A 25198-nucleotide genomic window follows, 5' to 3' on the forward strand; every position below is an offset into this window, starting at 1 on the left:
TACTACCGCTGAAATTTGATCAAATTTCGTGACAAGGCCTTTTGGCTTCGCTACATCTCGGATAACCGAGAGGAGCTACAGCCCCAATGGACCTGAACGCCTTGCATAATTTCCGCGTTGCCGCCTGCGACCTGAACGGTCAGATGCGTGGCAAACGTGTCCCGCCTTCCTATGCCGACAAGCTGAGCAAGGGTGCCGTGCGCATGCCGTTCTCAGCGTTGAATGTCGATCTTTGGGGCGCGGATATCGACGGAAGCCCCCTCGTGTTCGAAACCGGTGACGCAGATGGCATCTTGCTTCCGACTGAACGCGGGCCTGTGCCAGTGCCATGGCTTGAAACATCGACCGCCCTGGTTCCCATGAGCCTCTATGACGACGACGGCGCTCCCTTTGCGGGCGACCCGCGCCATGCGCTAGCCTCCGTGCTGTCGCGCTACGCGCAGCGCGGCTGGTCAGTCGTTGCGGCGACCGAGTTGGAATTCACCCTTGTTGACGCGTCCGGCCCCCAACCGTTACCGCCCCTCAACCCCATCACTGGTCGCCGCCTGACGGACGAGGCGGTTCTTTCCGTCGCTGAAATAGACGCGTTCGAGGCGTTCTTCACCGACCTCTATGACGGGTGCGCTGCAATGGGCATCCCCGCGCAAACTGCAATATCCGAAAGCGGGATCGGCCAGTTCGAGATCAACCTCAATCATCAGGACGCCATGCGCTGCGCTGATGATACGTGGCTTTTCAAGGCTTTGACGCGCGGCTTGGCCCGCAAACACGGCTTTGCTGCGACCTTCATGTCGAAACCATATGCCGAGGACGCGGGAAACGGGATGCATGTGCATTTCTCGGTCCTGGACCAAGATGGGCGGAACATCTTCGACGATGGCGGGCCCGAGGGCACCGACCTGCTGCGCTCAGCCGTGGCCGGGTGCCTCGCCGCCATGCCTGCCAGCACTCTGATCTTTGCTCCTCATGGGAATTCATACGCGCGGCTTGTGCCCAGCGCTCATGCGCCCACCGGTGCAAGCTGGGCCTATGAAAACCGAACCGCCGCCATCCGTATTCCGGGCGGTGCCCCGGTGGCCCGACGCATCGAACACCGCGTGGCTGGCGGCGACATCAACCCTTACTTGATGCTGAGTGCCGTTCTGGGTGCAGCGCTTGTCGGTATCGAGGACGGCATGGTGCCCCCTGCCCCGATCTCGGGCAATGCTTATGAAATTGACGGTCTGCCTCAGCTTGCTGGCAACTGGGCCGCCGCCATCGACCTGTTCGAGAGTGACCCGATCATAACCCGGCTTTTCCCATCGGAATTGATCCGCAATCTGTCGATGACCAAAAGGCAGGAAATTGCACGTTTTGCAGACCGCCCCGAGGACGAACACTGGCTCAGCTATCTTGAGGCCGTGTGACCCCCTTGCCCGAAGGCCCGCTCTCGGGTATTTCTGAATTTGATCAAATTCGGTGACTTATGAAAATTGGCATTCTACAAACTGGCCACACCCCCGATGCGCTCATGCAGGATTTCGGGGACTATGACTCTCTGTTCCCCGCATTGCTGGACGGACATGGGTTTGAATTCAAAACGTTCGCAGTCGTTGACGGGATCTTCCCCGACAGCGCAGAAGACGCAGATGGCTGGCTGATCACAGGCTCTCGCTACGGGGCCTATGAGGATCTGCCATGGATTCCTCCGCTTGAGGATCTGATCCGACAGATTCACAAAAGCGAAAAGCCGCTGGTAGGCGTTTGCTTTGGCCATCAGATCATCGCACAGGCGCTGGGCGGCAAAGTCGAAAAATACCAGGGCGGTTGGTCGGTTGGACGGACCGAATATGACTTCGATGGCGATAACGTCTGGCTGAACGCCTGGCATCAGGACCAGGTCGTGGCCGTGCCCGACGGGGCCGAGGTGATCGGCAGCAACGATTTCTGCCAAAACGCCATGCTGCGCTACGGTGACCAGATCTGGACCGTGCAGGCGCACCCGGAATTTTCCAACGATTTCGTCTCGGGCCTGATGCGCACACGCGGCAAAGGGTTGGTGCCTGATGACCTCATGCAAGCCGCTGCGAACAGACAAACAGCACCGGATCACAATGCCCGGATCGCGCAGATCATGGCGGATTTTCTGAAGAAAGCGAGGGCCTGATGGCCGATTGGAAAGACGCAGCACCGCAGGCCGCACAGGACTACATCGCCGGACATCGGCTGGATGAGGTCGAGTGCATCATCTCGGACCTGCCGGGTATTGCTCGCGGCAAGGCCGTTCCGGCATCGAAATTCGCGCGGCAATCCTATTTCCACCTGCCTGACAGTATCTTCTACCAGACGATCACGGGCGGCTGGGGTGAAGCCGCAGGTGAGGACGGATTCATTGAACGCGACATGATCCTGAAACCGGATTTCTCGACCACGTCGGCTGCGCCTTGGACCGGTGACTGGACGCTGCAGGTGATCCACGACGCTTATGACCGCGACGACAATCCGATCCCCTACAGCCCGCGCAACGTGCTGAAGCGTGTTGTGCAGCTGTATCATGACAAAGGCTGGAAACCTGTGGTCGCCCCGGAGATGGAGTTCTTTCTGGTCGCCCGCAACGTTGACCCGGCGCAGTCGATTGAGCCGATGATGGGCCGCTCGGGCCGTCCTGCCGCTGCACGTCAGGCCTATTCCATGACGGCCGTGGACGAGTTCGGCCCGGTGATCGACGACATCTATGATTTCGCCGAACATCAGGGGTTTGAGATCGACGGGATCACCCAAGAAGGCGGCGCAGGCCAGCTTGAGATCAACCTGCGTCACGGCAATCCAGTGAAGCTTGCGGATGAGGTCTTCTACTTCAAACGCCTGATCCGCGAGGCCGCGCTGCGTCACAATTGCTTCGCGACCTTCATGGCGAAACCGATCGAGGATGAGCCGGGTTCGGCCATGCATATCCACCATTCGATCATCGACATAGAGACCGGGCAGAACATCTTCTCAGGGCCGCAAGGCGGTGAGACGGACGCGTTCTATCACTTCATCGCGGGCCTGCAGACCCACCTGCCCGCCGGTCTCGCCGTGATGGCGCCGTACGTGAACTCGTACCGTCGCTACGTGAAAGACCACGCCGCGCCGATCAATCTGGAATGGGCGCGGGACAATCGCACCACGGGTATCCGGGTGCCGCTGTCCGGGCCAGAGGCGCGACGCGTGGAGAACCGCATCGCCGGGATGGATTGCAACCCGTATCTCGGGATCGCGCTGTCACTGGCCTGTGGCTATCTGGGTCTGGTCCAGCAGGAACGTCCGCGCCGTCAGTTCTACGGTGACGCCTATGAGGGCGAAGGCGATATCCCGCAGGTGATGGGGAATGCTCTGGACCTGTTTGACGGAGCCACGGAACTGCATGAGATCCTGGGCCCCGAGTTCGCCCGCGTCTATGGCATCGTCAAACGGGCCGAGTATGAAGAGTTCCTGCAGGTAATCTCTCCGTGGGAGCGGGAACATCTCTTACTGAACGTCTGAGCCTTTTGGGGTCGCCAGAGATGAACCTCCTCTATTCCAACGACAGCAAGGCCGAGTATCCGGCAAGCTGGTATGCCGCGACAGCCAATCCGCTCGCGCGGTTCCCTGAGTTCAAGGGCGAAACGCGCGCCGATGTGTGCATCGTCGGTGGCGGCTATACGGGTTTGTCGGCTGCGCTGCATCTGGCCGAGGCCGGGATGGACGTTGTCCTGCTTGAGGCGCACCGAGTGGGCTTTGGCGCATCAGGCCGCAATGGCGGGCAGTTGGGCAGCGCCCAGCGCATGGATCAAGAGGATCTGGAGCGGCTCGTCGGGCAAGACGACGCTGCCAAGCTTTGGGATCTGGCCGAAGATGCAAAGACCTTGGTCAAATCGCTGATTGAAAGGCACAAAATCGACTGCGACCTGAAACCCGGCATCGCCAACCTGGGCCTGTCAACGTCCGAGCGCAACGATCTGCACGCCCATGCGGCGCATTTGTCGGACCGTTACGGCTACGATCAGATCGAGCTGCTGGATGAAGAGGCAGGCCACGCCCTCTGCCCCTCACCCGCTTACAAAGGTGGGTATCTGGACAAGGGGGCGGCGCATCTGCACCCGTTGAACTATGCGCTCGGTCTGGCCCGTGCCGCTGAGGCAGCGGGCGTGCGTATCTTTGAAGGCACCGAGGTGACAGGGATCGAACATGGCGACCCGGCCACGGTTCTCACCGAAGGCGGCAAGGTTCGCGCCCGACACGTCATTCTGGCCTGCAACGGATACCTTGGAACGCTGAACCGGCAGGTCGCGGCGCGGGTGATGCCGATCAACAACTTCATCGCCGCAACAGAGCCGCTTGGGGCTGAGGCCGCGCGCGTCCTGACGCGGGATGTCGCCGTTGCGGATACGAAATTCGTGGTGAACTACTTCCGCCTCAGCGCCGATGGGCGCCTTCTGTTTGGCGGAGGCGAAAGCTATGGCTACCGGTTCCCTTCAGATATCGCCGCCACCGTGCGCAAACCAATGACCGAGATCTTTCCGCATCTGCGGGACGTCAGGTTCGACTACGCGTGGGGCGGCACTCTGGCGATTACAATGCGGCGGATGCCTTATCTTACGCGTGTTGCGCCGAATATCCTGTCCGCCTCGGGCTATTCCGGCCATGGCGTCGGCACGGCAACACATGCCGGTCAGCTGATGGCACTGGCCATCCAGGGACAGGCCGAAGGGTTCGATACTATGGCCCGTGTCCCGACCCTGCCCTTTCCCGGAGGTCCGGCCCTGCGCAGCCCTCTGCTGGTGCTGGCAATGACATGGTACGCGATGCGGGATCGGCTGGGGATCTAGCCCCCGTTTTCCATACGACAATTTGGTGAAATTTTGCCGATCTTGCGATTGGGGGCTTGGCACGGGCGGGATGCTTGATTTAATAAAGTGAAAGTTAGAATTCGGGAAAACCAAATATGACGCTGCCACCCAACGTTCATGACGCCGAACCCATCCCCGCCGCCGCACGAGACGCAATCGACGCCCTGATGCAGTCAGGCGACCTGTTTCGTTACACCGCGCCGCAAGACGCGCCGGTTGCTTTGCTGGAATCCGAGTTCGCCGCGCTGCTGGGAACGAAATACGCATTGGCTGTTTCCTCCTGCTCGGCTGCTCTGTTTCTGTCGCTGAAGGCGCTGGGCCTGCCGCGGGATGCGCGGGTTCTGATCCCAGGCTTTACCTTCGCTGCTGTGCCATCGTCGGTCGTGCATGCCGACTGCATTCCCGTCCTGTGCGAAGTTGGTCCGAACTACCGCATCGACATGGCTGATTTCGAGGCCAAGCTTGACGATGTACAGGCGGTGATCATCAGCCATATGCGCGGCCATACCTCGGATATGGATGCGATCATGGCGCTGTGCGACGCACGCGATATCCCGGTGATTGAGGATGCCGCGCACTCGCTGGGCACCACTTGGCATGGGCGCAACATTGGGACCATCGGCAAGATCGGCTGCTTCTCGTTCCAGTCCTATAAGATGATCAACGCCGGCGAAGGTGGTATTCTGATCACCGACGATGCCGATCTGGTGGCCCGCACCGTGATCATGTCAGGGGCCTACGAGCATAACTGGAAGAAGCACAAAACCCCGCATGGCGACAACTCGCCCGAGTTGGAGCAGGTCTTTGCCCGCTGGCAGAACAAACTCCCGCTTTATAACTTGCGGATGAGCAACCTCAGCGCCGCAGTGATCCGCCCCCAGATCCCGGAACTGGCGCGCCGCGTGCGCGATGGGCTGGCAAACCACGATTATGTAGCGGAACGGCTGAACAGCTCGGACTATATCGACGTCCCCGCCCCGCTTGCGCCCGAACGTCGTGCACCGGATTCGATTCAGTTCAATCTGGTCGGCATGGATGAGGGTGAGATCCGCGCCTTTGCCGCCGCATCCGAGGCGCGCGGCGTCAAGGTTCAGATCTTTGGCATGAGCGAAGACAATGCCCGCGCGTTCTGGAACTGGCAGTTCCTGCCTGAGCAGTTCGAGCTGCCGAAAACCCGTGCCATGCTGATGACAGCCTGTGACGTACGCCTGCCCGTGCGCCTGACGCGCGAGGAACTGGACGTGATCGCCGATATCCTGCTGGCCTCGGTCGGTGAGGTGATCGGCCCGGTTCCTGCTTACGGCACCTGAACGCCTAGCACTGAGACAAACAACGCGTCGATCCCTTCGGGGGTTGGCGCAATGCGGGACAGGACACCAGCAACCCGCAGCCCGTCCGAGGTATTCACCAACAGCGGCGCGCCGGAATCCCCCATCATCACCGGGCAAATTCCACGCAGCATTTGGTCTGCATATGGACCTATGGCGCAGATCTCCGTCTGGCTCAGAACGTGCGGCCTCAGACCCGGATAGCCCGCGACGAAACCTGCCTGGACCTCTTGATCCGCCGGTTTCACGAAACCGACGTCGGCCCCGATCGGAGTGTCTAGTACAAGAATGGCCCAGTCCAAGTCGGGTTGATCGGAAAATCCGGCTGAAACATCCTGACCTGCAGGCAAGACATAGTCATCGGCCCGCGCAACCGAGACCGCCTCGCCCCGCTGGTATCCGGCAGCAAACAGAATACTCTCGGGTGATATCCAGCGTTTGCGTGATCGATTGTAGAGACAATGCGCCGCCGTCAACACATGGTTTTCCGAGATCAGAACGCCCGTACAATGAGATCGTTGGTCCCGACCTGCGTAGTTCACGCGACCAATCGCGCGCCAAGGGGCCTCGGACGCATCGAGTATCTCACGCGCCCGAATATCCTGACATCCAGCAGAGGTATCTGTCCCCAACCGACAGACCGCCGACCAGTTTTCAGAGAACTGCCCTTCAGCCCAAACGGCTTGCGACCACAAAAAAGCGACACACAGGACCAGCCAGCGCATCGCCTATGCCCCTGGATCGCTTTGCGTTTGATTTGAATCGAAATACGCTGCCTCTCCCTGCGGTCGAACGCGCATTTCGATCTCTTTTCTACGGAAAAAACGCAAAACGCTTTAGTTCAGTTTCGAAAGCTTCTGCTGCAACTCGGCCAATTGCTTTTTAATGTCGTCAAGATCCTCTTTCGGTTCGGACTCGTCCTCTTTGTCGGGGCCTGACCAGTTGCCGGACAACCCACCGGTCATCGCCTTGAGGAACGCCTGTTGCTGCGCCTGCATCGCCTCAAACCCCGGCATCTGAGACATCGGGTTCATGGCGTTCATGTTCTCCATCATCTTGCTTTGGCTTTCGCGCAGCATGTCGAACGAGCTTTGCAGGAATTGCGGCATCATACCCCCGCCCGGCACCATGTAGCTGCGCACCAGATCGTTCAGAACATTCACCGGCAAGACGTTCTCGCCCCGGCTTTCATGTTCGGCAATGATTTGCAAAAGGTACTGGCGGGTCAGGTCATCGCCTGTCTTCAGATCAATGATCTGAACTTCGCGCCCGTCGCGGATGAACCCCGCAATGTCTTCGAGCGTCACGTAGTCGCTGGTCTCGGTGTTATACAGCCGACGGCTGGCATAACGTTTGATCAACAACGGTTTTTCTTTGTCCGACACCTTGTACCCTCCCCAAGGATGATGCGTTGCAGCAGAGGTTATGCGACTGCAGCACAAAAAGAAAGGGCAGGTCAATCGACCTGCCCAACGCGATGGCACCTATAGGGAGGATAAGATGCTCGTCGCGGACGTTCTTACTTAGCAGCTGTTGCTTTCTTGGCAGCAGTCGTAACTTCGTTGGTCGCTTTCTTGACAGCTGCGGTTGCTTCCTCAGCAGCGTCTTTGCCAGCGGCCATCAGCAGCTCAACAGTTTCCGACTGAACTTTTTTCGCGATCTCAGCGAAAGCAGCCATGTTTTCAGCGGCAACTTCAGCCGACGCGCTTGCGAAGTCGGTTGCGGCTTTTGCGTAGTCAGCAGGCTCGGCCTTTGCTTTCGACATCTCGGTCAGCTTGGCCAGGGTTTCCTTGGTCCATTTGTTCGAGATTTCAGCCGATTTCTCAGCCGCTTCCAGAGCAACGCCCGACAGCTTTTCGTTCAGCGCTGCGGTCGATTTGAAGGCACCTTCCATTGCGGTGGTGTCTACCGGAAATGCGCCCATGACGTCTTTCATGATCGCGGTGAAGTCTTGGGTCTTTGCCATTGTCCTAATCCTTTTTGCCGAACCGGGCCCACCCCGGCTTTCATCAGCTTGGGGATAATATGATTTCTGCGTTGCAGCATTTCAAGTTTTTTCTTGCTGCGATGCAGAAAAAATCGAGTTTCATTTTGAAATCAGCGATTTGCCTTGAGCAAAACATAGCTCCCAGGCGCCGGACACAGGCTTGGATGCTCCGAATCACCCGTTTCGCGCGCCGGAACTTGCTTGCCAGACCGTTTCTTCAGCCAAGCGCCCCACATCGGCCACCAGGATCCTTCGTGAAAGTCAGCGTCTTTTAACCAGGCCTCGGCATCCAACTTCAGATCAGGGTTGGTGTAGTGGCCGTATTTCTTCTTGCTGGGCGGGTTCACAATTCCGGCGATATGGCCGGACTCTGATACGACAAAAGTCTTGGACTTGGACCCCATCTGCTGAACACCGCGATAGCAGTCTTTCCAGCGGGCGATATGGTCCGTCTCGCAGGTGATAGCCATCAGGGGGACGTCCACATTCCTGACATGCAGTTTGTGGCCCAGCATCTCAAAGCCATCGCCTACGAATTCGTTGTGCTGGCACAGGCCGCGCAGATACTGCACCGCCATCTTGCCGGGCAGGTTCGAGCCGTCGCCGTTCCAATACAGCAGGTCAAAGGCCGGAGGGGTCTCGCCCATCATATAGCTTCGGATTGCCGGCGTGTAGATCAGGTCGCGCGAACGCAGGAAGGACATTGTGCGCCCAAGGATCCACGCTCGCAGAAGGCCATCCTTGGCGACCTGATCCTCGATCCCATCCACAAAGTCGTTTTGCAAAAACGGCGTGAACTCTCCCTGATCACCGAAGTCGGTCAGAGCTGTAAAGAAGGTCGCCGACTTGACCGATTTGTCCCCGCGCTGTTTGAGTAGGGACAGGGTCAGGCTGAGCGTGGTGCCCGCAATGCAATACCCGACGGCGTTGACCTGTTTTACTTTGCAGATCTTCTTGACCGTCTCGATCGCAGTCAGGAACCCGTCCTGAATATAGTCCTCCATCCCCACATCGGCGTAGGTGGAATCGGGGTTTATCCAGCTGACGACAAACAGAGTGTATCCCTGCTCGGTCACCCATTTGATCAGGCTGTTCTGGGTTTTGAGGTCGAGAATGTAGAATTTGTTGATCCACGGCGGGAACAGTACGATAGGCGTTTCGTGCACCGTATCGGTTGCCGGTTTGTATTGGATCAGTTCCATCATACGGTTGCGATAGACGACATCGCCGGGGCTGGTCGCAATATTGACCCCAACCTCGAAGGCACTGTCATCGGCAAGCTTGACCACGAGCTCACCATCATTGGCCTCGAGATCCGAGACGAGGTTCTCAAGCCCCTGGATCAGGGATTGCCCCTCGGTTTCGACAGCTTTCTCCAAGGCATCGGGGTTGGTTGCCAGAAAATTGGTGGGGGCCATCAGGTCAATGATCTGCTGCGAGAAATACTGAAGGCGCTGCTTGTCTTTCTCTTCAAGGTCCTCAACCGACGACACCGCCTGCGCGATGGCATCGGCATTGGTCTGGTACTGCTGGCGGATCAAGCGAAAATAGGGGTTGGTGTCCCAAAGCGGGTTGGAAAAGCGCTTGTCCTTAGACTTGGGTTCGTCTTCATCCACTTCGCCTGTGGCCAGGGCCTGCTGCGCCTCGGCAAAGTTCAGAACGGATTTGCCCCAGTATTCGATCTGCTGTTCCAGAAGTTTGGCGGGATTCTGCAAGGCTTCGGCCCAATAGGCCGTTGCCGCACGTGCATAAAGCTCTTGATTCGGGCCGTCCAACGCCGGGACATGAGACTTTTTCGAAGCCATGACTTCGATCAGGCGCGTGGACAGCGCCTCAACCTTCTCCATATTTTCTTTAATGCGTTCAATATGTTCTTCGGTAACTTGGCCCGTATTGTCTTCACTTGTTGTCATTTTAACAATTCACCCCTACTCTCGCTGCTATGCAGAATAACGTCGCGGACGTTGGTCGACAAAGCGACGAATGGTCCGAACTCTTAGGTTGATACTCCGGAGGATCCTTCGATGCGCTACATGATGACCTACGATCTGATGGAAACCATGCGCAATACGAACCAATGGCTTGGTTCGACGGCAAATGCGATGGCCTCCTACCCACTGTTTTCGATGGTCCCGAACCCGGCGTTCAGCTGGATGGCCGCTTGGGGTGAAGTGACCGAGCGCACCTTTCAACGCATGGTCGCGAAGCCCGATTGGGGCATCCGGACTTTCACGTGTGAAGATGGCAAAGATCATCTGGTCGAAGTCACCTCGGTTCTGGAGCGTCCCTTTGGGGACCTTCTCCATTTCAAGGTAAACGGGCGCGAAACGCAACCTCGCAAGGTGCTTTTGGTGGCTCCGATGTCCGGTCACTACGCGACATTGCTGCGCTCGACTGTCAAAAGCCTGCTGGTCAATTGCGAAGTTTACATCACCGATTGGCATAACGCGCGCGATATCCCCGTGTCCGCCGGAAAGTTCGATGTCGAGGATTACACCCTCTACCTTGTCGATTTTATGAAAGAGCTTGGCCCAGACACCCACGTGGTCGCCGTGTGCCAACCTGCGCCGCTGACACTGGCCGCGACCGCCTATCTGGCCGAGGTCGAACCAAAGGCCCAGCCCAGCACCCTGACCCTGATCGGTGGCCCGGTCGATCCCGATGCCACCCCGACAGACGTGACCGACTTTGGCCGCCGCGTCACGATGGGTCAGTTGGAAGAGACCATGATCCAGCGCGTTGGTTTCAAATACAAAGGCGTGGGTCGGATGGTGTATCCCGGCCTGTTGCAGCTGGCGTCGTTCATGTCGATGAATGCCGAACGCCACTCCTCTGCCTTCACGGATCAGATCCAGCGCGTGATGCGGGGGGAAGCGTCGGATCATGACGCCCATAACCGCTTCTACGATGAATACCTTGCCGTCATGGATATGCCGGCCGAGTTCTACCTTTCCACGGTTGAACGCATTTTCAAAAACCGCGAGATCGGGCGGAACGAATTTGTCGTCGCCGGGCATAAGGTTGATATGGGCAAAATCACCGACGTGGCTGTGAAAACCGTGGAAGGCGCGAATGACGATATCTCGGCGCCTGGGCAGTGTATCGCCGCGCTTGATCTGTGTACCGGTCTGCCGGACAGCAAGAAAGCCAGCCATGTCGAACCCGGTGCGGGGCATTACGGCATCTTCGCAGGCCGCAGCTGGCGCGACAATATCCGCCCGCTGGTCATCGACTTCATGAACGAGAACAGCCGCAAACCGCGTCGTCGGGCGGCCAACAGCAACAAAGTTGCATAAGGGCTTTGGCGTCAGAGTCTGACCTCACCTTTTCTTGCGCCTGCGGGACACTGACAGGCCGCATCACATCTGATGGTGCGCGTCTGGGTACCCATGCCGAATGTTTTTGCCACGACTGCCGTGCGGCCCAGCTTTACTTCGGCCAACCCGACCCGGCCCCCGGCCCGGTTGAGGTGTTTCAAATCGCCCCCGACGAAGTCACGATTGACAGCGGCAGCGAACATTTGGCGGCGATGTCACTGAGCCCGAAGGGTATGCTGCGATGGTATGCCAAATGCTGCAACGCGCCATTGGCAACGACGCCACGCACCGCCAGATTTCCCTTTGCGGGGTTCATCGCATTGCGTATCGCCGATCATGCGCGGCTTGGCCCGATCTCAACACGTGGCTTCGTGCCTCGGCCCAACGGCAAGCAAAAGCACGAAAATCTGGCTCCGGCGGCAATCGGTTTGTTGCGCCGCGTGATCAAATCAAGGCTATCTGGCGGGTGGAAGAACACGCCGTTCTTTGATCCCGAGAGTTTTGAACCAGTCGTGACACCGACGGTGATCAGCAAAGAGGAACGCGCGGCGCTCTACCCCTAGGCCATGCGCACGGGTTCATCCAGCCACGCCTGCATCAGGTCGATCACCTGCCCGGGCGCTTCCAGCGTTGGCAGATATCCAGCCGCGTCGATTGTGTGCATCACCGCATTCGGGATCATGTCCGCCATGAAGGCATGCTTGCGCTCGGGCGTCAGCCGGTCATGTTTTCCACACAGGATCAGGCTGGGCGCTTTGATCCGTCGCAACGTGCCCTGCTGATCCGCCCGCTTCTGCAGAGCACGCATCTGGGTAACAAACACCTCCGGACCCAGATCCAGCGCCATCGCCAGCAGGTCATTCAACACAGGGATACGCTGCGGCCCCGGCGCCAGAGTGTCTGACCCCACAACCTGCCGCATCACCTCCTCAAGCCGACCGGCCTGCGCGCCGATGATCAGATCCTCCCGCGCCGCGGCGATCTGCGGGGTGTCGGCCTGCGCATCGGTCGAGATCAGGCACAGCCGGGACACCCGATCCGGGGCGCGGCGGACAAGCTCCAACGCCACCACGCCGCCCAGCCCGTGCCCAGCCAGCGCGAAGCGGTGGGGCAGCTGATCCAACAGATCCGAGGCGATCTCTTCGATCCGTTCCCCCCGACTGATCGCCGAGACGACCACGGCGCGGCGGCGTGAAAAGGCATCAATTTGGGGATGAAACAGCCGGGCATCACTCATCAAACCCGGCAACAACACCAGCGGCTCAATCACGTGGGGCCTCCTTCTGCTCGGTTATCCGAGTCGTTCCTTCTGATCAGGATGGAAGGTTTGGTCCGGCCTCGCAAGGGCAACTTTATGGATAGGCGATTCCACGGAACGGCGGGAAATCAGCATAGCGTTTCTGACGGGCAGCAAGGGTCTCGGCTGGCTCGGCCCCCGGTCGCAAAAGGCAACCTTTGGGCGCGATATAGCTGTCGATTCGGCGCTGTGCCGTGGGCCGCCACACCAGATTTAACGCACAGAGTTTTGGAAAAAACCAGATCTCGGAATAGGCAAGATGATCATGCATCCACCACGCCAGATCGCGCCAGTCCCGCCCCTGCGCGTAGCGATCCGCAAACCAGGGGATCACGATAGATGCACCAGCGACGCGCGCCTCACCCTGCCCCCAGTCCCAGATATGACACTCCATCGGATTGTCATTGCGCGCGCAGTTCAGCCGGTTTTCGTTGCCAAACGCATTCAAGGATGGCGATCGATAGCCCGAGCGCACCGCGACCCGGCCAAAGGTCTCCTCCAGCGGGTCGAGCAAGGTTTGGCAAAAGGCGCTGCCAGTTTCGATGGCCAGATCTGGGTTCTCAGGCAGGTTCTGCTTTTGGTGGAAATTCCCGATCTCGGAGTACAGGAAATCGCGCATGAAGAAATGCCGGGACAGACGCACACGACCCAGCGTCTCAAGGCTCCACATACTGCCCGGCTTGCGCAACTCTATGCCCTCGAAGGAGGCGTCATTCGATCCCCTGCGTTTTCAACCAAGTCAATATCCCATTCACCGTCGGCTTTGTCTGGTCCGGAGACATCAGGCGACCGGCAATCACATGCGACATCGGATCATCCCCCGGCCCCATCGTGACAAGCTCAACCGTTGCTGGCGCCCCCCAGGCCTCGGCCACCTTGTGGGTCTTGTCCGGGCGCACGACCTGATCATCATCCGAGAACCAGAACAGCGCCGGCACCAAAGCTTGCGAGAAATCAAGACCGTAGACCGTTTCGACCAGAATAGTCATCGGCACCACGGCCTCCCACGGGTACACGGCCGTCCAGTACTTGTTCTTTTCCGGGTCCGGCCCGGATACATCTCGTTCCGGCCCCATCAACAATGGCAACCAATCCCGAGCCCATGGCAGACCGGGTATGAACGCCCCTGTCGCATTCACTCCGAAATTCGGCGACACAAATACCATCGCCGCGACATCCTCGCTGAGGTCCGGGTTCAAAGTGGCCGCCGCCGCCAGCGTGCCCCCGGTCGATGTCGAAATGACTACGACCTTTTCCCCAACGGCTTTGGCCGCCGCCAGCCCTTCGGCCATGTCCTGCATCCAGCCCGAGGCGGTCGCATCGCCCATCGCCGAACCATCCCGCCCATGACCTTGCAAGCGCGCATATACCAGATTGGCCCCCAGAGCGTCAGCGACCATATCTGGCACGGGACGGATCTCTTCTGAACTGGCCGAGAAGCCATGGACATACAGCACTGAATAGGGCGTGCGCTGTTCCTTGAACCCGTCCTGCCAGATCACACGTTTTTCGACACCGGGAACGATATCGTCAAAGGCGGATTCCGTGCTTTCAAAATAGACCTGAACACCTTCGCCAAACTTGCGGGGGTCGAAATCGGGGTCCAGCTTCACTTCTTCCCGCGGCCCGAACCAATAAATCAGGCCCCCGACAACGATCAGCGCCACCAAAACCCGCCCCAGCACCCACCCGAACCAACGCATCACCCATCCCCCAAAACGTCGAGAATGGCGTTTTCGATCAAGCCAAGGCACGGCCCGTCCGAGAACCGATGATCCGCATCCTTGACCAGCAACAATCGCATATCCGGTCCGGTCGCATGCTCTATTAGGCGTACGGCTGTTTCAGTCGACACAGCCGTATCAGCCGTCCCCTGCAAAAAACGTACGGGAAACGGCAAATCCAACGCGTCCCGAAGAACCAGGCGCTGCCGACCATCCTCAATCATACGCTTGGTTATGATGTAAGGCTCCATATAGTCCGAGGGCAATTCCACATGCCCAACCTCCTCCAGCGCTGACTTCTGCGCATCTGAGAAGGACGCCCAATAGCCATCTTCGGTAAAATCCGGGGCTGCCGCGATGGTTACCATGCCAACAATTCGCTCCGGCAACGCCTTGGCCAACAGCAGCGCCTGCCAACCGCCCATCGAGGACCCAACGACCACCAAAGGCCCCTCAGTCAAAGTACTCACCGCAGCCAGCGTGTCTTCGTGCCAATCGCCAATGCAGCCGTCAGTGAACGCCTCAGAGCTTTCGCCATGCCCGGAATAGTCAAACCGCAAGAACGCCTGCCCCCGCGCCTGCGCCCAAGCCTCAAGATGAACGGCCTTGGTGCCCTCCATATCCGATTTCAAACCGCCCAGAAAAACAAGGGTCGGCCCGGCCCCTTCACTCTTGTGATACGCCAAGCGCCGCCTCTGCGCCGTTTCCAAAAAATCTGTTGCTGCCATGAAGTCCTCTTTGCTTTCCTGACATCATGCACGCCCCCCGCCCGAGCGCAATTCCGTGATCCTCCTTCATCTGGCTAAAAATACCTCGGGGAGCGCGAGGGGCTGGCCCCTCGCTCCGCCACTTGACACAAGCACAACCACCTGCCAAAGCAGCCAGACGCAAATAACCCGCAACCGGGCGTTCAGTGGGCGCCAAACCGACGAGGAGAGCCGATATGGCCCTGGATTCAAAATCCGTTTCTCTCACTTTTCCCGATGGCAATGCACGTTCCTATGACGCAGGCGTAACGCCCGCGCAGGTGGCTGCCGATATCTCAACCTCTCTGGCGAAAAAAGCCATCTCGGCCACAGTGAACGGTCAGCACTGGGACCTGCAATGGCCCATCGATGCAGATGCCCAAATCGCCATCCACACCATGAAGGATGAAGCGCAGGCCAATGAGCTGATCCGCCACGATCTGGCGCATGTAATGGCCCGCGCGGTACAGGAAATCTGGCCCGCAACCAAAGTCACCATCGGTCCCGTTATCGAAAACGGCTGGTACTACGACTTTGACCGCGAAGAGCCATTCACGCCCGAAGATCTCGGCCTCATCGAGAAAAAGATGAAAGAGATCATCAACAAGCGCGACCCCGTCACAACCGAGGTCTGGGAGCGTGACCGTGCGATCGAATTCTACAAGGCAAACAACGAGCCCTATAAGGTCGAGCTGATCGAAGCCATTCCGGGTGATGAGCCGCTGCGCATGTATTGGCACGGCCACTGGCAGGATCTGTGCCGCGGCCCGCACCTGCAGCACACCGGCCAACTGCCGGGCGACGCCTTCAAACTGATGAGCATCGCCGGTGCCTATTGGCGTGGCGACAGCGACCGCGCGATGTTGCAGCGCATCTATGGCGTAGCGTTCACGGGCAAGGAAAAGCTCAAAGCGCACCTGAACATGCTGGAGGAGGCCGCCAAGCGCGACCACCGCAAGCTGGGCCGCGAGATGAACCTGTATCACATGCAGGAAGAGGCTCCGGGTCAGGTGTTCTGGCATCCGAACGGCTGGAAAATCTACACCACCCTGCAGGACTACATGCGCCGGATGCAGGACCGTGACGGCTATGTCGAGGTCAATACCCCACAGGTCGTCGACCGCAAACTGTGGGAGGCTTCGGGCCACTGGGACAAGTACCAGGAGAACATGTTCATCGTCGAAGTCGACGAAGAGCATGCCCGCGAAAAGGCGATCAACGCGTTGAAGCCGATGAACTGCCCTTGCCACGTGCAGGTGTTCAATCAGGGCCTGAAATCCTATCGCGATCTGCCGCTGCGTATGGCCGAGTTCGGCTCCTGCGCGCGCTATGAGCCCTCGGGCGCGCTGCACGGGATTATGCGGGTGCGCGGCTTCACTCAGGACGATGGCCATATCTTCTGCGCCGAGGATCAGATCGAATCCGAGACCGCGAAGTTCATCGCCTTCCTGTCGAAGGTCTACGCCGACCTTGGATTCCACGACTGGACCATCAAACTGTCTACCCGCCCGGAAAAGCGGATCGGCAGCGATGAAAGCTGGGATTTCGTCGAGAAAGCCTTGGGCGATGCCTGCAAGGCCGCTGGCTATGAGTATGAAGTCCTCGAAGGCGAAGGCGCGTTCTACGGTCCGAAGCTGGAGTTCACTTTGACAGATGCCATCGGCCGCAACTGGCAATGCGGCACGCTGCAGGTCGACCCCAACCTGCCCGAGCGACTCGATGCGAACTTTATAGGCGCGGACGGGTCCAAGCATCGCCCCTTCATGTTGCACCGGGCCTGCCTTGGGTCGTTCGAACGGTTCATCGGCATTCTGATTGAAGAACACGCGGGCAAGCTGCCATTCTGGCTGGCGCCGCGGCAGGTCGTTGTGGCCTCGATCACCTCGGACGCAGATGACTATGTGGCCGAGGTTGTTGAAACGCTCCGCGGCGCTGGCGTCCGGGCCGAGGCGGATATCCGCAACGAAAAGATCAACTACAAGGTCCGCGAGCACTCGGTCGGCAAGGTTCCGGTCATTCTGGCCGTAGGTCACCGCGAGGTGGATGAACGCACAGTCAGCGTCCGTCGTCTGGGCGAAAAACAGACACAGGTTCAATCGCTTGAGACTGTAACAAATGAGCTGTCCAAGGCAGCCACTCCGCCGGACCTGCTGTAACATTGGGTTGATTCTGACCCCTCATCCGGCCCTGAAATCGGGGCCGGATTGAAACATTTTCCATTTTTCAATTCAAAAACAATTTGTTAACCTGCAAGAGGGCATGACAATGCCTGACGCGCTTGTGAGACACGGCCTCGTGAATTTAACTGTGGCTCACTAGTCGTTACCTTTGTCATTGTCACAAGCAGACATACGCAGTCATCAAAAGGATTACCGAGATGTCGAACACAGCCAAATCCCTGGTTATCGCAACAGCAGTCGCAGCCGCCGTTTCGGGCGCAGCAACCACCGCCTCCGCACAAGCGAAAGAGAAATGCTATGGCGTTTCGCTGGCCGGTCAGAACGATTGCGCCGCAGGCCCCGGCACCACATGCGCGGGCACCTCGACCGTTGACTATCAGGGCAACGCCTGGACACTGGTTGATGCAGGCACCTGCGCCGATATCGAACTGCCTGCACAGGCAGACGGCACCCCGCGTAAAGGTTCGCTGGAAGAACTGAACCGCGACCTGCCGGCATAATATCTGCCATACGAAATCCAAGGGGCGGGCCAAATCGCCCGCCCCTTTTCACGTGATCATAGGGAACTGCCTCATGCTGGACGACGCACTCAGGTCGAACCGACTGCCCGCAGCGCCGGGTGTTGGGTATAAACCGCAGCACTTTGCACAGATCCTTGAACACGCACAGCCCGTCGCATGGCTGGAAATCCATGCCGAGAACTACATGGGCGACGGTGGCCGCCCGCTGGCGCAACTGCGCCATCTGTCAGAACAATTCCCAATCTCGGTCCACGGTGTTGGCCTGTCCATCGGCGGCGAAGGCCCGCTGGATGCAGACCATCTGGCGCGATTGAAACATCTGGTCGGCTGGCTGAACCCGGCCAGCTTCTCTGAGCATTTGGCTTGGTCGACCCATGACAGCCACTTCCTGAACGACCTTCTGCCCCTACCCTATACCGATGCCACGTTGACCCGCATCTGCGATCACATTGACCAGGTGCAAGAGGTGGTCGGACGGCAAATGCTGCTCGAAAACCCCTCCAGCTATCTGGCGTTTGAGGAAAGCACCTGGTCCGAGCCTGATTTCCTGCGCGAAGTTTCGAACAGAACCGGATGCGGGCTGTTGCTGGACGTGAACAACGTCTTTGTCTCGGCCACCAATCTGGACTTCTCACCTCAGAGCTATATCGATGCCTACCCGCTTGAAAAGGTTGGTGAGATTCACCTCGGCGGTCACGATGAAGACGAAGACGACCACGGCAAACCGCTGCTGATCGACAGCCACGGTCGCGAGGTCGTTGATCCGGTCTGGGCGCTTTTGGACTATGTTCTGGATCGGTCGGGGCAGAAGCCGCTTCTGGTCGAATGGGACACGGATGTCCCCGACTGGCCGGTCCTGCGGGACGAGGCCGTGCGCGCCCAGGCCGCACTGGAGCGGATCCCGGCATGAGCGTGTCGCAAACCCAGTTCCGCGCCGCCCTTCTGGACGCCTCTACCCCGGTCCCGGAGGGGTTGCTGGACTCAAAAAACCAGCCTGCCGGCCGTCGGTTCAGCGTCTATCGCAACAATGTCGCTGTCTCACTGACCGAGGCTATGCAGCAGGCGTTTCCCGTGATCACCAAGCTGCTGGGATCGCAGAACATGGATGGCCTTTCGGGCATTTTCCTGCGCCAGCACCCGCCCACATCCCCGTTGATCATGTTCTATGGTGAGGCGTTTCCCGCCTTTGTCGCCGGAATGCCTCAACTGTCCCATCTTGGTTACCTTGCCGACATGGCGCGGCTGGAACTTGCTCTGCGCCACTCCTACCACGCGGCAGACAGCACGCCTGCGCCCGCCGATGCGCTGGCCGTTCCCCCCGAAGACGTCATGCGCGCACGGCTGAGTTTTGCCCCGGCGACGCGGGTCGTCCGGTCGGATTGGCCGATCCACGCGATCTGGCGCTACAATTCAGAAGCGGACGCCCCGAAACCGGTCCATCAGGCCGAGGACGTTCTGGTCACCCGCCCGGAATATGATCCCGCCCCACATCTGCTGCCCAAAGGTGGAGCAGACTGGATCGCACATATGCAAGCGGGCGACACTATCGGCAGCGCTTTTGAAAAGACCGCTGCCGACACGCCCGACTTTGATCTTGGAACCACTCTGGCACTGCTTTTGCAAGGCGGTGCAATAACCTCTGTGACTATCGAAAGGCTGGAGTCATGACTGCGCTCATCTCAATCCACAACTCCGTTTTGGGAAAGGTGGACCATGCGTCCGGTTGGCTGACGCCGACCCTCGCCCGGCTCGTGTTTATTGCTGTACTTCTGGTCTACTACTGGAACTCGGCGATGCTGAAGATTGATGGGTCGATCTTCTCGCCCTCCAGCGGTGCATTTGGGCAGATCTTTCCGAAAGCTGCCGAAGCCGTGCTGTGGGACGTCACGCAGATGACGTTCTTCCAGCGGATCGTGATCTTCCTTGGCACCGTGGCCGAGTTCGTCCTGCCCGCGCTGCTGCTGGTTGGTCTTTTCACGCGTCTGGCAGCGGTTGCAATGATCGGGTTTGTCTGGGTGCAAACTATTGTCGACGTGACCGGCCACGGCGTGAAGCTGGGTAGCCTGTTCAATGCTGCACCTGACCTGGTGGATCAGCGCACCATGTGGACCTTCCTGTTCCTGGTGATGGTCATCAATGGCGCAGGCCCGCTGTCCCTGGATCGCATCCTGCGCCTGAAATAACTCAGAAATGAGCCTTGGGTTCGTCCGGTTTTCCCGCGGCGAGCCCAAAAACCCCGGCCACTGCGGCAAAGGCAATTGGGAACATGGTGAAGACGCCGAAACCGAACGCGTAGTACATTCCTGCTGCCGAGGCCAACAGCAAGATCCCCGCGATCAACGCCCGCGCATGGGCCATGGCCCCGCCCGCAATCGCCAACAAAGGCGCAAGGATCGAGGCCGCCTGGATCAAGTCAGGGTTATCCACCTGCTCGGCAATCCCTTCGATATCGCCAAAATGCTTGATGGCTTCGACATAGCCATATCCAAAAAACCCGACAATCATACCGATCAAACCGGCGATGACGCCCAAAATCATGGCAGCGTTTCGCATGTAACATCCCTTACAGTTCGTATCAGCAGATAGGTACGCGGCTACGCAACACCAAGAGAGGCCCGTGTTTCAGCGGTCCACCCCAGAAACAACTCTCCGTCCTTTTCGATCAGAGGGCGCTTCATCAGCGTCGGATGATCGGCCAGCAACTTCAGCGGCGGCCGTGCGCGCTCGGCTTCGTCCAATCCGCGCCAGGTGGTTGACCGGGTATTGAGCAAAGCCTCGCCGAAGTTGGCAAAAGCTTGCGACAAGGTCTCAGCCGGAACTCCGTCCGCCCTGACATCAACGAGATTCGCTTCTGGCAGCGATTTCAGCGCCTTACGGCACGTATCGCAGTTTTTCAAACCATAAAGGCGCATTTTTGGGCTGCTCCTGCATTTGTAACTTTTTTATGCAAACTGGTTGGTTACCAGCGGTAATTCTTGATTTTTTACTTCACCGTGCAATGTTGAAAAAGACGAAACGTGCGGTTCGGACTGTATCTGCCCCAGAAATCAGCCCGATACGCCACTAAGTCGACCAAAGCCCCCACCAATTTGTGGGACAATGCGCAAGTAGAAGGAGACACGGGACATGCCAACCGGCACCGTGAAATGGTTTAACACTACCAAAGGCTATGGGTTTATTGCCCCTGATGAGGGGGGCAAAGATGTGTTTGTTCATATCTCGGCCGTAGAACGATCCGGCCTCACCGGACTCGCAGACAATCAGAAAGTCTCGTACGAGTTGCAGGACGGGCGTGACGGCCGCCAGATGGCAGCTGATTTGAAGCCGTTGTAACCTCCACCCCGCCAGATGTGGGGTGTTTCCAATCAAGGTTGACGGCCAATTTCAGGCCGTCAGCCAAAAATTCCCTAGAAATCGGCTTACCCTTGTGTCGATTTTTCGTTGGTGCGGGCATGCCAGTCTTCGCCCATTGCCACGATGCAGGACGTTCCTGTCGCGTAAGTAACGACCATGGTCCAGTCGCCGCGGTCGCTGCTCCAGACCTCCATGATCTGTTCGGGCCCGCGCATGCCGGTTGCGACACGTTCGGCCCCGAATTGGCGGGTCAGTTTCTCTTGCAGCCGAGGGGTCGCTTCGCACAGGATTTCGGCTATGGGCGATTTGGCCTGCGTCGGTGACGCCAACACAAGACACAATGGGATCAGGCGAAACAGATAAGTCATGAAACCAATGTAACAGCTTCATGACAAAACGTATATACAAAAGATATGCTTCTGAGCCTCAATCCTTGCGGATTACGTCCTCGAACTCACGCCATTCCCGCGCCGTCATGCCCGAGTTTTCCTGAGTCACAGTCTCACCTGCCAACATCCGACGCAGACTGTCGACCATTTGGGCCGAGAGGTTGACGGCACCCAGTCGATAGTCTTCGAACGCCCGGTAGGCGAACGGCACCCAATCGGCGACGATCTTGCACATCATATCGGCATAGACCCGGATCTCATACTGGGCATGAGGGTCGGCGCGCAGACGCAGGAAGTGGAACAGATTGTGCAGGTCCACCTTCCAATACCACTGCGTATAGATGTTTGCAGGCAGGTTCATCCGCGCCAGTTCGCGCGCCAGACCCTGTTGCCCGTCCTGATTGATCATCGCCTCGTAATTGTCATAACAGCGGGCGCTGTCGGCCTTGAGGATTTCCAGCACACGCGCGGCCTCTTCCCCTTCCAAGGCGGACCCACGACCCTGGTTGTTGACCTCGGACTGCGCGGCCACATGGTCAGGGGCAGGAATATAGAACTCACGGTCGAGAATCGAATAGCGCGCCGAGTATTCGTTCACATTGGCGGTCCGGTGGCGAATCCACTGGCGCGCGACGAAAACCGGCAGCTTTACATGCAGCTTGATCTCGCACATCTCAAACGGCGTCGAATGCCAGTGACGCATCAGATAGCGGATCAGGCCCTCATCATTTTGCACGGATTTGGTGCCCTTGCCGTAAGACACGCGCGCCGCCTGACAAATGGCTGCATCGTCGCCCATATAGTCGATGACCCGGACAAAACCGTGGTCCAACACCTGATGGGCCGTGTACAGATGGTCTTCCATGCCCGGTGCAACAACGCGGCGAGTTGGATGCGATTGCGCGCGCTGCGCTTCGATCTCGGCCAGTTGGTCGGCAGACAGAGGCATGAAATTATCCTTTCCAAGAATGAGTCGATGCCCACTATATATCGTCAACTCCACCACTGGAACCGCGATATCTGCCGTAGACGGCGCGAAGTTCGAAATCGTGTTCGCGGCCCCTCTCGACACCTCGCGCAACCGCGCTAAGCTGCGCACCAAGCGAAGAAAAGGAGGAAGGCCAAGATGGGGCTGACATATTTGCACACCATGGTCCGCGTAAAGGATCTTGAGAAATCAATGGCGTTCTACGAGTTGCTGGGCCTAAAGGAAACGCGCCGCCACGAAAGTGAACAAGGCCGGTTCACGCTGATCTTCATGGCCCCTCCCGGGCAGGAGGATCGCCCGCTCGAGCTGACCTACAACTGGGACGGTGACGATGCGCTGCCGAGTGACAGCCGCCATTTCGGCCATCTCGCCTATGGTGTAGACAACATCTACGAGACCTGCCAGCACCTGCAGGACAATGGCGTCGTGATCAACCGTCCTCCTCGCGATGGTCGGATGGCGTTCATTCGTTCGCCCGACAACATCTCGGTCGAGCTGCTGCAGAACGGTGACGCACTCGAGCCCGCCGAGCCATGGAGCAGCATGGAGAGTACCGGGCACTGGTGATCCGCACTCTGACAGCACTGGGGCTGGCTGCGTTGGCCAGCCCCGCGCAGGCTGAGGACTGCCGGTTGGCCCTTCTGCTGGCGCTGGATATCTCGGTCTCCGTAGATCAGGCCGAGGATGCGCTTCAACGTCAGGGCCTTGCCGCCGCGATGCTCGCGCCCGAGGTTCAGGCGGCTTTTTTCTCATCTCCCGCTCCTGTTGCGTTGGCCGTTTATGAATGGAGCGGCCGGTCCACCCAGCATGTCGTCTTGCCGTGGAAGTTGATCGAAAACGAAGGCGACCTGCTGGCCGCGGCAAACCGGATCAGCCAGTCTGAGCGCTCGGATTCCGGGTCTGCTACAGCGATGGGGCACGCGCTGGCTTACGGGGCTACCATGCTACAGGATGGTCCGGACTGTCTGTTTCGGACCATTGATCTGTCCGGAGACGGGGCGAACAATGACGGTTATGGCCCTAAAATCGCTTACAAGCATTTTCCCTTCGACGATGTCACGGTGAACGGGTTGGTGATCAATGCTGCCGACTTCGAGGGCGAGTTGTTTCTGGTTCCGTTCTTCCAGGAAAATGTCCTGCACGGACCGGGTGCCTTTCTCGAAATAGCGCAGGGATTTGAAGACTTTGAGCGTGCCATGCGCCGCAAGCTGGAACGAGAATTGAGCGGCCTGCAATTGGGATCTCTGCAAGAAACAGGTCATAGATGACCCGGTTGCTCACGATTGTTTGTTGCCTTCTGGCAGGATCCGTTTCCGCGCAATGTCGTCAAGCTCTGGCGCTTGGGTTGGATGTGTCCGGCTCCGTCGACGCCCACGAATACAGGCTGCAGATCGACGGCTTGGCCGCCGCGCTGCGGCGCCCTGAAATCCGCAAGATCATATTGGCAAATCCCGCATTTCCCGTTCGCCTCGCGGTGTTCGAATGGAGCGAACCCGGCCATCATCGCGTGCTCTTGGAATGGACCGAAATTCGCACTGAATCTGATCTAGGCAGGATCGCGGCGAGACTGGGCGACGTGACCCGCAGCGCCGCGCCGCAAGGCACAGCCGTGGGCGATGCGATGCTGTTTGGCGCGGACCTCCTGAACCAACAACCGGAGTGTTGGAAGCGCACTTTGGATTTGTCCGGAGATGGGAAACATAATCTCGGCCTCCATCCACGCGACGCCAAAGCGTTGTTGCAGGACAGCGGCGTCACCATCAACGGTTTGGTGATCGGTGTCGACGACTCCAACTACGGCGACCAACGGGATGTCCAGATTGGAGAGCTGTCAGCTTACTACAACGCCTGGGTCATCCTTGGCCCCGATGCGTTTGTCGAGGTCGCACTGGGGTTTGAAGCCTATGAGGACGCCATGACCCGCAAACTGATCCGAGAGCTGCAGGGGATCATCCTATCCCAAGCCTCTCATCAGTAGATATAGCGGATCTGGTCCGTCCAATAGCGTTCGACTCGACGCAGCGAAGTGGTGATATCCTCGATCCCTTCCGACCCCAGAACGCCGCGGTTCTGAAGTCCTTCGGCATGGCGCAGGAACAGCTCAGACACGATATCACGAATCTCGCGCCCCTGTGGCGTCAGACGAACGCGGACCGAGCGTCGGTCAATCTCGCAGCGTTGGTGGTGCATATACCCCATCTCGACCAGTTTCTTGAGGTTGTAGCTGACATTGCTGCCCTGATAGTAGCCGCGGCTTTTCAATTCGCCGGCGGTCACCTCATGATCGCCTATGTTGAACAGTAAAAGCGCTTGAACCGCGTTAATCTCCAGCACGCCCACCCGTTCGAACTCATCCTTGATGACATCCAGCAACAGACGATGCAGACGCTCGACCAGAGCGAGCGCCTCAAGATAGCTGGTCATGAAGCCTTTAGCCCCTGACGCAGAGACCTGCATTTCCATACTCATCCGACCCTCCGATTCAGCCGTGTCGTTTCAGACACGATGACCTGAATT

29 protein-coding genes are annotated in these 25198 nt (G+C 58.6%); 16 read left to right on the top strand and 13 right to left on the bottom strand.

The window, feature by feature from the left end; all coding sequences use genetic code 11:
- Positions 1-86 precede the first annotated feature (86 nt).
- The 5 genes from J7394_RS14890 (at position 87) to J7394_RS14910 (ending at position 6160) form a co-directional block, all read left to right on the top strand.
- A complete protein-coding gene (locus tag J7394_RS14890) occupies positions 87-1406 on the top strand; it encodes a glutamine synthetase family protein (protein WP_209254069.1) in 1320 nt (439 codons plus the stop codon).
- A 59-nt stretch (positions 1407-1465) separates the two neighbouring features.
- Positions 1466-2146 carry a type 1 glutamine amidotransferase gene (locus J7394_RS14895; protein WP_209254071.1) on the top strand — a complete coding sequence of 227 codons (681 nt, stop codon included), beginning with the start codon at positions 1466-1468 and terminating at the stop codon, positions 2144-2146.
- Positions 2146-3504, top strand: a complete 1359-nt coding sequence (locus tag J7394_RS14900; RefSeq protein WP_209254073.1) for a glutamine synthetase family protein — start codon at positions 2146-2148, stop codon at positions 3502-3504. The genes J7394_RS14895 and J7394_RS14900 overlap by 1 nt, the downstream gene beginning before the upstream one ends.
- 20 nt (positions 3505-3524) lie before the next feature.
- Positions 3525-4829, top strand: coding sequence for an FAD-binding oxidoreductase (locus J7394_RS14905; protein WP_209254075.1), 1305 nt, complete (start codon positions 3525-3527; stop codon positions 4827-4829).
- Between the two features lie 116 nt (positions 4830-4945).
- On the top strand, positions 4946-6160 hold the full coding sequence (locus tag J7394_RS14910; protein ID WP_209254077.1) for a DegT/DnrJ/EryC1/StrS aminotransferase family protein: 1215 nt from the start codon (positions 4946-4948) through the stop codon (positions 6158-6160).
- Here J7394_RS14910 and J7394_RS14915 read toward each other — a convergent pair.
- The 4 genes from J7394_RS14915 to J7394_RS14930 all read right to left on the bottom strand — a co-directional run bounded on the left by J7394_RS14915 (position 6148) and on the right by J7394_RS14930 (position 10078).
- Positions 6148-6903 (bottom strand): serine protease, encoded by a 756-nt coding sequence (locus J7394_RS14915; protein ID WP_209254079.1) that lies wholly within the window; start codon positions 6901-6903, stop codon positions 6148-6150. The genes J7394_RS14910 and J7394_RS14915 overlap by 13 nt on opposite strands.
- Positions 6904-7014: 111 nt before the next feature.
- Positions 7015-7563 carry a polyhydroxyalkanoate synthesis repressor PhaR gene (gene phaR, locus J7394_RS14920; RefSeq protein WP_170552879.1) on the bottom strand — a complete coding sequence of 183 codons (549 nt, stop codon included), beginning with the start codon at positions 7561-7563 and terminating at the stop codon, positions 7015-7017.
- A gap of 134 nt (positions 7564-7697) precedes the next feature.
- The gene (locus J7394_RS14925) at positions 7698-8144 is read right to left on the bottom strand and encodes a phasin family protein (protein ID WP_209254081.1); all 447 of its coding nucleotides are present in this window, start codon (positions 8142-8144) and stop codon (positions 7698-7700) included.
- A 131-nt stretch (positions 8145-8275) separates the two neighbouring features.
- Positions 8276-10078 (bottom strand): alpha/beta hydrolase, encoded by a 1803-nt coding sequence (locus J7394_RS14930; RefSeq protein ID WP_209254083.1) that lies wholly within the window; start codon positions 10076-10078, stop codon positions 8276-8278.
- A 111-nt stretch (positions 10079-10189) separates the two neighbouring features.
- Here J7394_RS14930 and phaZ point away from each other — a divergent pair, with 111 nt between their 5' ends.
- Positions 10190-11461, top strand: a complete 1272-nt coding sequence (gene phaZ, locus J7394_RS14935) for a polyhydroxyalkanoate depolymerase (protein WP_209254086.1) — start codon at positions 10190-10192, stop codon at positions 11459-11461.
- Between the two features lie 5 nt (positions 11462-11466).
- On the top strand, positions 11467-12045 hold the full coding sequence (locus J7394_RS14940; RefSeq protein WP_209254088.1) for a DUF6151 family protein: 579 nt from the start codon (positions 11467-11469) through the stop codon (positions 12043-12045).
- Here the strand turns inward: J7394_RS14940 and J7394_RS14945 are convergent.
- The 4 genes from J7394_RS14945 to J7394_RS14960 form a co-directional block, all read right to left on the bottom strand.
- Positions 12042-12752: an alpha/beta fold hydrolase gene (locus J7394_RS14945; RefSeq protein WP_209254090.1), complete on the bottom strand. Its 711-nt coding sequence runs from the start codon at positions 12750-12752 to the stop codon at positions 12042-12044. The two genes, J7394_RS14940 and J7394_RS14945, sit on opposite strands and share 4 nt — an antisense overlap.
- Before the next feature lie 82 nt (positions 12753-12834).
- The gene (locus tag J7394_RS14950; protein ID WP_209254092.1) at positions 12835-13449 is read right to left on the bottom strand and encodes a hypothetical protein; all 615 of its coding nucleotides are present in this window, start codon (positions 13447-13449) and stop codon (positions 12835-12837) included.
- A 40-nt stretch (positions 13450-13489) separates the two neighbouring features.
- Complete coding sequence (locus J7394_RS14955; protein ID WP_209254094.1) at positions 13490-14482, bottom strand: carboxylesterase; 993 nt, start codon at positions 14480-14482, stop codon at positions 13490-13492.
- Positions 14482-15231, bottom strand: coding sequence for a carboxylesterase (locus J7394_RS14960; RefSeq protein WP_209254096.1), 750 nt, complete (start codon positions 15229-15231; stop codon positions 14482-14484). Before J7394_RS14960 ends, J7394_RS14955 begins: the two co-directional genes overlap by 1 nt.
- Positions 15232-15446: 215 nt before the next feature.
- Here J7394_RS14960 and thrS point away from each other — a divergent pair, with 215 nt between their 5' ends.
- The 5 genes from thrS (at position 15447) to J7394_RS14985 (ending at position 20133) form a co-directional block, all read left to right on the top strand.
- Positions 15447-17405, top strand: coding sequence for a threonine--tRNA ligase (thrS, locus tag J7394_RS14965; protein ID WP_209254098.1), 1959 nt, complete (start codon positions 15447-15449; stop codon positions 17403-17405).
- Between the two features lie 221 nt (positions 17406-17626).
- On the top strand, positions 17627-17929 hold the full coding sequence (locus tag J7394_RS14970) for a DUF2282 domain-containing protein (RefSeq protein WP_170374122.1): 303 nt from the start codon (positions 17627-17629) through the stop codon (positions 17927-17929).
- A 73-nt stretch (positions 17930-18002) separates the two neighbouring features.
- The gene (locus tag J7394_RS14975) at positions 18003-18860 is read left to right on the top strand and encodes a DUF692 family multinuclear iron-containing protein (RefSeq protein ID WP_209254100.1); all 858 of its coding nucleotides are present in this window, start codon (positions 18003-18005) and stop codon (positions 18858-18860) included.
- Positions 18857-19618 (top strand): DNA-binding domain-containing protein, encoded by a 762-nt coding sequence (locus J7394_RS14980; protein WP_209254102.1) that lies wholly within the window; start codon positions 18857-18859, stop codon positions 19616-19618. Before J7394_RS14975 ends, J7394_RS14980 begins: the two co-directional genes overlap by 4 nt.
- Positions 19615-20133, top strand: coding sequence for a DoxX family protein (locus tag J7394_RS14985; RefSeq protein WP_170459064.1), 519 nt, complete (start codon positions 19615-19617; stop codon positions 20131-20133). Before J7394_RS14980 ends, J7394_RS14985 begins: the two co-directional genes overlap by 4 nt.
- A 1-nt stretch (position 20134) precedes the next feature.
- On the opposite strand, the gene J7394_RS14990 is transcribed toward J7394_RS14985, so the two are convergent.
- Complete coding sequence (locus J7394_RS14990; RefSeq protein ID WP_209254104.1) at positions 20135-20503, bottom strand: hypothetical protein; 369 nt, start codon at positions 20501-20503, stop codon at positions 20135-20137.
- 41 nt (positions 20504-20544) lie between these two features.
- On the bottom strand, positions 20545-20862 hold the full coding sequence (locus tag J7394_RS14995; protein WP_209254106.1) for an ArsC/Spx/MgsR family protein: 318 nt from the start codon (positions 20860-20862) through the stop codon (positions 20545-20547).
- Between the two features lie 214 nt (positions 20863-21076).
- Here J7394_RS14995 and J7394_RS15000 point away from each other — a divergent pair, with 214 nt between their 5' ends.
- Complete coding sequence (locus J7394_RS15000; RefSeq protein ID WP_008758035.1) at positions 21077-21283, top strand: cold-shock protein; 207 nt, start codon at positions 21077-21079, stop codon at positions 21281-21283.
- An 86-nt stretch (positions 21284-21369) separates the two neighbouring features.
- Here the strand turns inward: J7394_RS15000 and J7394_RS15005 are convergent, their stop codons facing one another.
- Together J7394_RS15005 and thyX are read right to left on the bottom strand one after the other, a co-directional pair.
- The gene (locus tag J7394_RS15005; RefSeq protein ID WP_209254108.1) at positions 21370-21672 is read right to left on the bottom strand and encodes a hypothetical protein; all 303 of its coding nucleotides are present in this window, start codon (positions 21670-21672) and stop codon (positions 21370-21372) included.
- A 58-nt stretch (positions 21673-21730) separates the two neighbouring features.
- Complete coding sequence (gene thyX, locus J7394_RS15010; RefSeq protein WP_170482552.1) at positions 21731-22642, bottom strand: FAD-dependent thymidylate synthase; 912 nt, start codon at positions 22640-22642, stop codon at positions 21731-21733.
- A 177-nt stretch (positions 22643-22819) separates the two neighbouring features.
- On the opposite strand from thyX, the gene J7394_RS15015 reads away from it, so the two are divergent.
- From J7394_RS15015 to J7394_RS15025, 3 genes are read left to right on the top strand one after another with little or no spacing between them, the layout of a single operon-like run.
- Positions 22820-23248, top strand: a complete 429-nt coding sequence (locus tag J7394_RS15015; RefSeq protein WP_209254110.1) for a VOC family protein — start codon at positions 22820-22822, stop codon at positions 23246-23248.
- Positions 23215-23949 carry a DUF1194 domain-containing protein gene (locus tag J7394_RS15020; protein WP_209254112.1) on the top strand — a complete coding sequence of 245 codons (735 nt, stop codon included), beginning with the start codon at positions 23215-23217 and terminating at the stop codon, positions 23947-23949. Before J7394_RS15015 ends, J7394_RS15020 begins: the two co-directional genes overlap by 34 nt.
- On the top strand, positions 23946-24659 hold the full coding sequence (locus tag J7394_RS15025) for a DUF1194 domain-containing protein (RefSeq protein ID WP_209254113.1): 714 nt from the start codon (positions 23946-23948) through the stop codon (positions 24657-24659). The genes J7394_RS15020 and J7394_RS15025 overlap by 4 nt, the downstream gene beginning before the upstream one ends.
- Here J7394_RS15025 and J7394_RS15030 read toward each other — a convergent pair.
- Positions 24653-25150 (bottom strand): MarR family winged helix-turn-helix transcriptional regulator, encoded by a 498-nt coding sequence (locus J7394_RS15030; RefSeq protein WP_170459083.1) that lies wholly within the window; start codon positions 25148-25150, stop codon positions 24653-24655. The genes J7394_RS15025 and J7394_RS15030 overlap by 7 nt on opposite strands.
- Positions 25151-25198: the final 48 nt, after the last annotated feature.

This window comes from Ruegeria sp. R13_0 (assembly GCF_017743995.1).
Classification (GTDB): domain Bacteria; phylum Pseudomonadota; class Alphaproteobacteria; order Rhodobacterales; family Rhodobacteraceae; genus Ruegeria.